Annotated in this window: 11 protein-coding genes; 8 read left to right on the top strand and 3 right to left on the bottom strand. The window is 47.1% G+C overall.

All coding sequences use genetic code 11. From position 1 onward, the window contains the following. The coding region (locus tag Q0372_RS02530; RefSeq protein ID WP_298102158.1) for an ABC transporter substrate-binding protein at positions 1-851 on the top strand (851 nt) is incomplete at its 5' end. A gap of 73 nt (positions 852-924) precedes the next feature. Here Q0372_RS02530 and Q0372_RS02525 read toward each other — a convergent pair. After that, positions 925-1104, bottom strand: coding sequence for a hypothetical protein (locus Q0372_RS02525; protein WP_298102155.1), 180 nt, complete (start codon positions 1102-1104; stop codon positions 925-927). 27 nt (positions 1105-1131) lie between these two features. Between Q0372_RS02525 and Q0372_RS02520 the strand changes: the two genes are divergently transcribed. Continuing rightward, positions 1132-1809 (top strand): isoprenylcysteine carboxylmethyltransferase family protein, encoded by a 678-nt coding sequence (locus tag Q0372_RS02520; protein WP_298102151.1) that lies wholly within the window; start codon positions 1132-1134, stop codon positions 1807-1809. A gap of 328 nt (positions 1810-2137) precedes the next feature. Here the strand turns inward: Q0372_RS02520 and Q0372_RS02515 are convergent, their stop codons facing one another. Continuing rightward, positions 2138-3526, bottom strand: a complete 1389-nt coding sequence (locus Q0372_RS02515; protein ID WP_298102148.1) for an SH3 domain-containing C40 family peptidase — start codon at positions 3524-3526, stop codon at positions 2138-2140. Between the two features lie 56 nt (positions 3527-3582). Between Q0372_RS02515 and Q0372_RS02510 the strand changes: the two genes are divergently transcribed. Continuing rightward, positions 3583-4920: an AAA family ATPase gene (locus Q0372_RS02510; RefSeq protein ID WP_298102145.1), complete on the top strand. Its 1338-nt coding sequence runs from the start codon at positions 3583-3585 to the stop codon at positions 4918-4920. Between the two features lie 8 nt (positions 4921-4928). Beyond that, positions 4929-5894, top strand: coding sequence for a DUF3137 domain-containing protein (locus tag Q0372_RS02505; protein WP_298102142.1), 966 nt, complete (start codon positions 4929-4931; stop codon positions 5892-5894). A 46-nt stretch (positions 5895-5940) separates the two neighbouring features. Here the strand turns inward: Q0372_RS02505 and Q0372_RS02500 are convergent, their stop codons facing one another. After that, positions 5941-6819, bottom strand: coding sequence for an aminotransferase class IV (locus Q0372_RS02500; RefSeq protein ID WP_298102140.1), 879 nt, complete (start codon positions 6817-6819; stop codon positions 5941-5943). A gap of 83 nt (positions 6820-6902) precedes the next feature. Here Q0372_RS02500 and Q0372_RS02495 point away from each other — a divergent pair, with 83 nt between their 5' ends. The 4 genes from Q0372_RS02495 to Q0372_RS02480 form a co-directional block, all read left to right on the top strand. Further along, entirely contained in the window at positions 6903-7406 is a 504-nt protein-coding gene (locus Q0372_RS02495; RefSeq protein ID WP_298102138.1) for a hypothetical protein, read from the top strand. Between the two features lie 413 nt (positions 7407-7819). Further along, positions 7820-8629, top strand: coding sequence for a transporter substrate-binding domain-containing protein (locus Q0372_RS02490; protein ID WP_298102135.1), 810 nt, complete (start codon positions 7820-7822; stop codon positions 8627-8629). A gap of 94 nt (positions 8630-8723) precedes the next feature. After that, a complete protein-coding gene (locus Q0372_RS02485) occupies positions 8724-9530 on the top strand; it encodes a transporter substrate-binding domain-containing protein (protein WP_298102132.1) in 807 nt (268 codons plus the stop codon). A gap of 101 nt (positions 9531-9631) precedes the next feature. Continuing rightward, on the top strand, positions 9632-10310 hold a 679-nt coding region (locus tag Q0372_RS02480), incomplete at its 3' end, for a transporter substrate-binding domain-containing protein (protein ID WP_298102130.1).

Below are 10310 nucleotides of genomic sequence, written 5' to 3'. Positions count from 1 at the left end.
CGGACAAGATCGTCGCCACCACCGATAATATCAGCAAAAACACATGGTTTCTTAAAATTTATCCGCGCCTAGCGCAGATCCCAGTACTGCTAAAAAATAACGACGTAAATTTAGAGGAGCTGATGAGCCGTAATCCCGACGTAGTCATAGTCCCAACCGCATTGGCAGGCGAAAATTTAGCTAAGCAGGGCTTTACCGTTTTAAAGGCGTCCTTTAGCGACTACGAGCAGATGAGGCGCAGCATCAGGATGTGCGGCGATATGCTAGGCGGCGACGCCCCGCAAAGAGCGAAGGATCTAATCGCAAATCTCGATAAAAATATCGCTTTGGTTAGCGGCCGTACCGCAAATTTAAGCCCCGATAAGCGCCCACGCGTCCTTCACATCGTAGGCGGAACCGATCTTTTAAAGATCGACGGTAAGGGCACGCTGATCGATTCTTGGATAGAGCTAGCCGGTGGAACGAATGCGATCACCGCCACCAAAGGTCCGATGAAAACCATCACCGCCGAGGAGATCATCGCGAGCAATCCGCAGATCATAATCGTGGGCGGCGATCACAACGAAGATGCGGTAGCAAAGATCAAATCAAGTCCTATCTACAGCGGCACGGATGCTGTCAAAAACGGACGCGTTTACGGCAATCCGCGCGGGGTTTTCAACTGGGATCGATACGGCGCGGATACGGTACTTCAAATTTTATGGGCGGCGAAAACCATCCAGCCGGAGCTTTTTGCCGACATCGACGTAAAGACCGAAACTAAGGCGTTTTATAAAAAATTTATGAATTACGAGCTAAGCGATACGGAATTTGGCTATATTTTAAAAGGACTTAGCCCGGAGGGTAAATAAGACGCGGCACCGAACAAGCGATAGATCGACTTCAAACGTCTCACCAAGTAGGCGACGCCCGTGCCGAACAGTTTCATTGTGTAGTAGGCAGCGAGTACATCGGCACAGAATGTTTCATCGTGCGGCGGCACATCGGCGTCGAGCAGACCGCCATTCTACCAGCGCCGAAGTCTCTTTCAACAAATAGCACCAAGCAGGCCGATGCCATATACTTCATCAAAGCGGCATCGGCGGCGGGCGGCGTACCGAGCAAACATAGCCGCAGCATGTCAAACAGGCGGTGCGAGGCGGAGTAAAATTTAAACCCACGGCGGGCGAAAAAGGACAAAACAACGGCAAGCAAACAAGGGCAAAACAAAGCTGCAAGATAAAATTTAAAGCCAAAGGGGCGGTCATGGAAATTTCATTTTTTACGACGCTTGAGCCCTCTTTAACGGGCGCTTGGATACCCTCGTTTGCGATGGTACTGATACAGTTCGCGTATATGTTTATCTACAAGGAGGTCGGCAAGCGCGCCACCGATACCTCGTGGTACACGCTCGCGGACAAGCGAAATGCGATCATAAGCTCGCTGCTGCAAGTAGCGCTGCTTATTTTATCAGTGTTCGTGCCGCTTAAGACGGGCAGCGCGTGGTTTTGGATCGGAGCGGTGATCTACGTAGCGGCTTTTGCGGGCTTCATCAAAGCTTTTTACGACTATGCAGCGGCTCCTGCGGATAAAGCCGCACAAAGCGGCATCTATCGCCTATCGCGCAATCCGATGTATTTCTTTTATTTCCTCGGCATGGCGGGCGTTTGCGTCGCTTCGGCGTCGCTGTGGCTACTCATAGCGATAGTGCCCTTTGCCATATACAACCATCTCGTGGTCCTCGGCGAGGAGCGCTACTGCGAGCAAGCCTATGGACAGGAATATTTAAAGTATAAACGCAAAACGCCGAGATATTTTTTGTTCTTTTAAGGGAGGCGGCGCGCGATTGAGCTTTAAAGCGGGAGCGTAAATTTAGACAGCGCTTTAAAATTTTAACCAGACTTGCGAGCTAATTTTAAAATTTGCCCAAAATTTTAAGAACTACAAGAGCTGAGGCTTAAATTTAGACTAAATTTAAGCCCGAAATTTTTAAATTTGCTCGCCGCCTAGGCTAAATTTAAAATGACACAGCACTTAAAACGCCATTTTAAATTTACGCTTGCACGCACCGCAGCATCGTCAAGCGCGCGACTCCACCAACGGCAAAAGCAAACAGCTACTAAGCGAAGCTCAATTCACGCCCATACCCGCAAGCAGCCTAATTTCCGCTCGCATACGCAGATAAGGCGCCCGGATCCTCAGGAGCGAACCGATCGTCCGAAATAAAGTCATCCTCGCCCGAGAGCACGCTCATCGCGCTGATACGAGAAATTAGCAGGCGGTCTTCGGCGATGTCGGCGCGATCCGAGCCGATAGTAAGCGACGTAATCGCCGTGCGCCCGATGACCGCGCGCCCGCCATCCATCGTACGAAGCCCCCAGATATCGTGCAGCACCGCAGGCTTGCCATCCACCTGCCCTACGTAGAGCATCACGTGGCCGGGCATATACAGCAGGGTTTTATACGCTACGCCGTTTTTGCCGATGAAGCTAAGCTTTTCATCCGCGCTCATCCCCGCCAGCGAAAAACGCTCGCCGCGGCCCGATTGCGCCTTAGAATTTCGCGGCAGCCACAGCCCGAAATTAGCCAAAAAATCTTTCGTCATAAGCGAGCAATCGCGAAGAAATTTATACCCGCCCCAGCCGTATTTCTGCCCGAGCAGGCTAGCGGCTACGATCTTTGAGTTTTGCTCATCAAGCGGCGCAGGCCAAAGCCTCGCATCCTCCGCGCTAACGAAATATCTCTTGCCGCCAAACTGGGTTAAAATTTCGCCGCTAAATACGCTCCGCACACCGAGCGTGCCGCCAAGATCGCGTTCGCCGCTAAAATCATACGGCAGGATCGTGCCGGTACGCGCTCTAAAAAGCTCCGCACCGCTTTCGTCATAAACGGCGGCGCCGTCGCGCAGGATCGTTATAAATTTAGAATTTGCATAAATATCCGCCTGCTGAGGACTGATGCGCTTTATCGCGTCGCTTTTTATCCAGCCCCACACGCCGTCGTTGCGCACGAACGCCCACGCGCCGTCTCTGCTGTAATGCGACAGCAGCAGCGGATAGCCCACGCTCACGGCGGAATTTGCGGCGTAATCAAACGGCTCGCCCTCCCCCGGCTCGCTCGGATCGCCGAAAATCGGCAAGTCGCTTGGGATATTTCGCAGCAGTGCGTTTTTTACCGTTATAGCGGGCTCGGAGATCAGCCCGAACGCCTCTTCGTTCGCGTTTGTGCGGATACTTTGATAGATCGCATCGTCGTATATCCTGCCTGCGGCGTCAAAATGGCGCCCCTTGGCGTAATTAAGCCCCCAAAAAGTATCGATTCCCGCTTTAATAGGCGCATCATCAAACCAAATTTTAAAATAGCGGCTCTTAAACGCTTTTCCGCTTATGTTTTGCACCGACGCAGGAGCGGGCAGCCGCTCGCTGTTTTGAGCGTATTCAAGATCCAAAACAGCGGGGTTTTCGGGGATAAACTTGCGCGGGCCGACGGTTTCGCCGCAACCTGCGAGAACCAAAGCTGCGAAGATAAGAGATACTAATCGTTTCAAACAAAATGCCTTTTAAAAAATTTTGGCTATAATTTTGCCAAAAAATAGGAAAAAACTTGATAAATTTCATCATCCAGAAGCTAAAAGATCGCAATATTTTCATCACGGGCGGCGCAGGCGTGGGCAAAAGCTACGTAATAAAAGAGCTCATCAAGGATTACCGCGCTCGCGGCAAACTCGTCATCGTACTCGGCAGCACCGGCATCAGCGCCGTAGAGATAGGCGGCGTGACCGTGCATAGCTTTTTCCGCTTCGGCATTTGCAAAAACCACGAGGAGCTAAAGAGCTTCGATCGCAAACAAAGCGGCAAGCTAAGCGAGCTGCGAAAAATTTTAGCCCTCGCGGATCTCATCGTGATCGATGAAATTTCAATGATCGGCGCCGAGCTTTTCGAGATGATCTATCTTAGAATTTCAAGCTCTAAATTTAACGGGCGGCTGCTTGTTACGGGTGATTTTTATCAGCTTCCGCCGGTGCGCAAAGAGGGCGAGAGCGCGCCGCGCGCGAGCCTATTTAGCGACTCGGATTACGCCTTCGGCTCGTATGCGTGGAGGCAGTGCGAGTTTTTTTACGTCGAGATGATAGGCTCCAAGCGCACCGCGGATGCGGCACTATACCGCCTGCTTTGTGAGCTGCGGCTCGGCATCGCAAGCGAGCAGACGGCGGAGCTGATGCGATCTTTGCTCATCGATGCCGCGCAAGCTGAGCCGAACGCCACGATAATCTCGGGACGAAACGCCGAAGTAGATGCGATAAATAACGCCAGATTAGCCAAGCTTAATGCGCCGCAAAGTAGCTTTGAGGGTGTTTATGAAGCGCTGCAAAGCGGAGTGAGCGAGCAGAAAATTCAAAAATGGATCGCCTCGCTAAATACGCCGCAAAGTCTGACGCTGAAAGAGGGCGCAAAGGTGCTGTTTACCGCGAATAAAAGCGGCGAGTTTTTTAACGGCGAACAAGGCGTCGTCGAAAAGATCGAAAAAAGTTCCTGCGGCGAGATCGAAAGCGTGGTCGTAAAAAAGCCCTCGGGAATACTAAGCCGCGTGGGGCTGCAAACATACGAACTAAGCGAGATCGCCGCAAGCGGCGCGGATGCCGAGCAGATCGTGCTGGCGCGGTATTATCAGTTCCCACTCAAGCTCGCATACGCAATCACGATCCACAAATCCCAAGGCATGAGCATCCCGCAGCTCATCTGCGACATCGACAGGATCTTTGCCAAAGGGCAGCTCTACGTGGCGCTTTCGCGCGCGACGAGCCTTGCGGGGCTCAGGGTGATATATACGCGCACAGAGCCCTTGTTGCGGTATTTGCAGCGCAACGCAAGCGCGGATGAGGCCGTGGTGAAATTTTATCAAGAGAATGAATTTTATAAAATTTCGTATCAAAAAATTTAAGGAAACGCATGCAGCTAGAAAGAGCGATAGCGCTAAGTAGAGCCAAACAAAAAAAGTGTATTTGCAAGGTAGTGATGATCTATGCCAAGATAGCATTTTTGTATCTGTTTCCGTTTATCATAATGTTTGCGATCGATGCGGTATTTAAAACAGACGATGATACGGATTACAAGATGATCGAAGTCTATCTTATCTACGCGGTGCTTTTGATTATTTATGTTGCTTGCATTTACGACGGCATTGCGGACGCCGCTTATGAATATAAACTGTTTTACAAAAAAGTTTTGGTGCGCACGGCGATCTCGCAGGCGTATCCGCAGCTTACTTATTCGCCAGGCCGCGGCATAAGCGCGAAGGAATTCAGGCGAGCGGGAATCTTTGCAAACTCCGATTTTATCAGCGAAGATGAGATAAAAGGCGAATGGGATGTGGTAAAATTTAGCTTCAGCGAGGCGATTAGAATCAAAAATAACTACGATCTGGGCATAGACAATACTTATGTGAAGCTAGCTTCGCTTGCGATGAGCTTATATGATGCTTATATGGATTTTAGCGGCAGCGTGCTGATATGCGAATTCGGCAAGAGATTTTACGCCAAAACCATCTTGGCGAGCCGCGAGCTAAATACAAAAATTTTAGGCGAGAAGGAGCTAATGGACAACGTCATTTTTAATAGCGAATTTCGCGTGTTTACTGATGACAAGGTCGAAGCTCGATATCTATTGACGCCTGCGCTGATGGAGCGACTAAACGAGCTAAAGCGATACTACCATAAATTTAGCATAAGCGCGGCGTTTATGGATAATAAATTTTACCTATTTCTAAACGGCGCGCCGAACCGCTTTGAAACAGAGCTATTTAGCATACCTCCGACAACCGGAACAGCGTATGCTCATCAATACGAACTGGCTGAGATTTTAGAATTAGTAAGCGAACTGGGTCACATAACCGGAGAGCTAGAAAGCAAAATTTAATCAGCCCGCATAGTTTAAATTTAACGGGCTAAATTTGACCGCCCTATTACAGTCCCGCTTCGGCTCTTAGTCGCGCGGCATACATCTCGCGCAGGCGCGGGACGTATTTGCCGACCGCACCGCCGCCGATCGCTCTACCGTCTGCTTTTACGATCGGCAGCACCATCAGCGTCGCCGCACTGATAAAGGCCTCATCGGCTTCATAAACCTCGCTCATTCCAAACGCTCGCTGCTGCACGCTAAGCCCCGCCTGCTCGGCAAGGCCTAAGATCACCTTGCGGCGGATGCCGGGCAGTATGTCGTTTGAAAGCGGCCGCGTGATAAGGACGTCATCTTTGATGATAAACGCGCTGGAGCTCGAACACTCGGTAACTAGCCCATCCTCGATCAAAAAGCACTCATAAGCGCCCGCCTTGTGGGCCTCGTGCTTTAAGATGCACTGTGCAAGAAGCGAGATCGATTTTATATCGCGCCTATGCCAGCGGATCTCGGGCAAGCTTACGATCTCAATCCCCTCTTTTGCGAGCGGATTATCAAAAATTTGCGTATGATACACAAAGGCAAAGACGCTAGGCTCTATGCCACGGACGTAGTCAAAATCGCGCATCGCCGCGCCTCTTGTGATCTGAGTATAGAAAGCGCCCTCGCTCACGCCGTTACGCGCGATGAGCTCATATAAAATTTCCTCATATTTTTCGCGAGAATATGGAATTTTTAGCTCGATCTGCGCGGCGCTGCGCTCAAAGCGCTCCCAAAAATCCGCTCTGTCGCAAATTTTAGAATTTACCACGGGCGCTACTTCATAGATGCCGTCTCCGAGCACAAAACCGCGATCAAAAGGGCTTATCGCGGCTTCTTTGGCCTTGCAAAACTTGCCGTTAATATAAACTATCTCGTCGCCGCTCATTCCGCTGATTTCAAACATAATCGCTCCTTGAAATTTCGCATCATTTTATCTTATAACAATTTAATTTAAGATATAATGCCGCAAAAATCGAAGGAACTCCGATGGATAAATCAAATTTTAAAGATAGACTTTTAGATATTATGTTTCATGTATCGCATAAACCCGTGCTTTTCCGTGATCTGCTCGAAGCCAACGCCGAGTTTAACGACGGAATGCTCGTCGATCCTTCGAAGCTAAATTTTAGATTTAACTACGGCAAATCCTACGTTATCTTCGCTTGCTTCGCATTCGTCTGCGTAATGTTTTTGATAACGCTGACGCACGCGATGTTTGAAAAGATCGACTTTCACTTCTCCATTTTATTTACGATCATAGCGACGTCGGCGGTTTTTATCGGCTTTGATTGCTTTAAAGCGTGGGCTAGAAAAAAGCTAACCCACGAGCTCATCAAACGCGCTTGGGCGAACCATTTCCTCTACTTTCCTTACGAAAAATACAGCCGCATAGTCGAAAATATCTACAACGAAGCGCTCAAGAATGACGTGCCTAGACGCGAGCTAGAACAATACGTGCTAAGCAAAATCGTAGAAGTTGGCGAAAAATAGTTTTAAAATACCGCAAAATTCTATAACACAAAACAGCATTTCAACCCAAGCAAATTTTAAAATTTTATTGCGAAATATGCGGCACGTAGGCAAGACGTAAAAATTCCAGCTCGAAAAGCAAGCAGGTATGATGGATGAATTCCAAATTAAAATTCTATGCCGATACAGCAAAAACTGCACCGTAAATTACGATAGATAAATTTTAATCAAAGCTTATACTTTCCTGCGCGACATTTCGCTACGGTTAAATTTCACTTCATAAAATTTATCTATCGCTTCTTAAATTATAAATCTCGTTCGCTTACTACCGATTTAGCAATCCGTATTATGTAATTGAAGTTATGTTTAACTATTTTAGGGTAAAATCACGCAATATCTAAGGGATAATATTAAATTTAAGAAAAGGATAGTTTATGAAGCTACTTTTTTGCATTATGTTTGCACTTTGCAGCAGTGTTTTTGCGGGCAGTTTGGAGCAGATCAGATCTGCCGGGGTCGTTAAAATCGGTGTTCGTGATGGTAGGCCGCCTTTTAGTGATGAAAAAAGTGGTAATTTCGAAGGCTTTGAAATCAACCTTGCAGATGCTATAGCTAAGAGCATATTCGGCGATAAGCGCGGTAGAGTCGAGTTCGTCCCTTTAAATGCCACCGATAGGATCTCTGCATTACAAAACGATAAGGTAGATCTTGCAGTCGCGACCATCACGATAACGCAAGATAGAAAAAGGCAAATCGACTTTTCTTATCCATATTTTTCGATGAGCTTGGGAGTTTTGACACGTAAAAGCGACGGCATCAAAAGCATAGACGATCTTTCAAACAAAAAAGTCTTAGTAGAGGGTAGCGGGACTACGGCAGAAAATTTTTTGTATAAAAATAAAATCCACAATCTAATCCATTGCTCCATTACTACCGAATGCTATGATATGCTTAAGCAAGGCAAAGCCGATGCTTACGTTAACGATAATCTCATTGTACTAGCTTATTCCATTATCGACGACAATTTAGAAGTAGCAATCCAAAATCTAGGCAATCCGGAATTCTTAGGCATCGGAGTGCGCAAAGGCAATACCGAATTGCTTGATCTGATAAATAAAGAGCTTGTTACACTTAGCAAGCAGGGCTTTTTCGAACGTTCTTATGATGAAACTTTCAAGCCATTTTATCAAGGCGCTGCAGATAAAAAATATTTCTTACTAGATGGGCTCTATGCTATATTTTAGGACGGAATTTAGCAGTGTTTTATCTAACGCCTTTGACTAAAACATCATTTATAATAAGTGGATAATATGCGAAATCCAATTTTAAGGACATAAAATGAAACTACTTTTTATAGCGGCTCTATTTTGTGTGGCGCTTTTTGCCGATAGCCTAGATCAAATCAGACAAAACGGCGTCATTCGCATCGGAGTACGAGACGCTCATCCGCCGCTTTGCGAGTCTAATGGCGGCAAATTTGAAGGATTTGAGATCGATCTTGCAAACGCAATCGCTAAAGAAATTTTCGGCAAAAAAGAGGGCAAAATCGAGTTCATCCCTCTAAGCGTAAACGATAGAATTCCATTTTTAGAGGCAAATAAGCTTGATTTGGTGATCGGCCTATTTAGCATCACCAACGAACGAAAAAGAAAAATCGATTTCTCCCTCCCCTACCTCTCCGTAAATTTAGGCGTATTAACGCGCAAAGCCGACGCTTTTACCGATATCGCGCAGCTTCATGATAGAAAGATCGTATTCGAAGGCGACGCGACGGTAGCCGAGAAATTTTTCAAAACCAAGGGATTTAAAAATTTAGGCCATTGCGCTTCGGCTAAGGAATGCTACGAAATGATTCGAAATGGCGATGCGGACGGCTATATAAATGATAATCTCATCGTGCTTGCATATTCCGTCATCGATGATACTTTGGAAGTGCCGTTTAAAAACCTAGGCCCTAGCGATTTCATCGGCATCGGCGTGCAGAAAGACAACAAGGAACTACTTGATTTCGTCAATGCAGAGCTCATCAAGCTAAGCAAAGAGGGCTTTTTCAAAAAGGCCTACGAGCAGAGCTTTGATCCATTTTATCGCGGTACGGCAGATAAGAAGTATTTTCTGCTAGATGGAATTTATAATATGCTCTAAGAGCTTGCTTTAAATTTTTAAGTCCGGCTTTTAGAATTTTAGTAAATAAAATTTCCCGCTTAGTTTGAAAGCGGAAGAGAGATTAAATTTAAGGATTTGCCATGAAATTGCTTCTTGCAATGTTACTACCATTTATCGTTGCTTTTGCCGATAGTCTGGAACAGATCAGATCAAAAGGCGTCGTTCGCATCGGTGTTTACGACGGACAGCCTCCTTTTAGCGAGCTAAACGATGGAACCTTCGAGGGCTTTGAAGTTACGATGGCACAGGCCATAGCAAATGATCTTTTCGGCGAAAAAGGCGGCAGAATCGAGCTTGTACCGATGAAGGTCGAGGATAGAATTCCAGCACTAGTAAACAACCGCGTAGATATTGTCATCGCTACGATTACCATTACGCCTGAACGCGCGCAGCAGATCGATTTTTCAACACCGTATTTTTCAGTAAATCTTGGAGTTTTAACCCGCAAAGCCGATAGAATAAAATCCTTAGCCGATCTGAAAGAAAAAAGAATTTTGCTCGAAAGCGGCGGTACGGGCGAGGCATTTTTTAAACAAGAAGGCTTTGGAAATTTTACATTTTGTAAGATCGCCAGGGAGTGCTACCGCATGCTAAAAGACGGCGACGTGGATGCCTACGCGACCGATAATCTCATCGCAATGGCATATCCGGTAGTCGATAGCGAGGTAGAAGTGCCGCTTAAAACTCTAGGCAAGCCCGATTTCATGGGTATTGGCGTGCAGAAAGGTAATAAAGAGCTACTAGACTTCGTCAATGCAG

Origin of the sequence: uncultured Campylobacter sp., from assembly GCF_937997405.1 — a bacterium.
In the GTDB taxonomy this organism is placed as follows: Bacteria; Campylobacterota; Campylobacteria; order Campylobacterales; family Campylobacteraceae; genus Campylobacter_B.
Note: the sequence above shows the minus strand (reverse complement) of the source record. Positions and strands in the feature narration are given on the sequence as shown.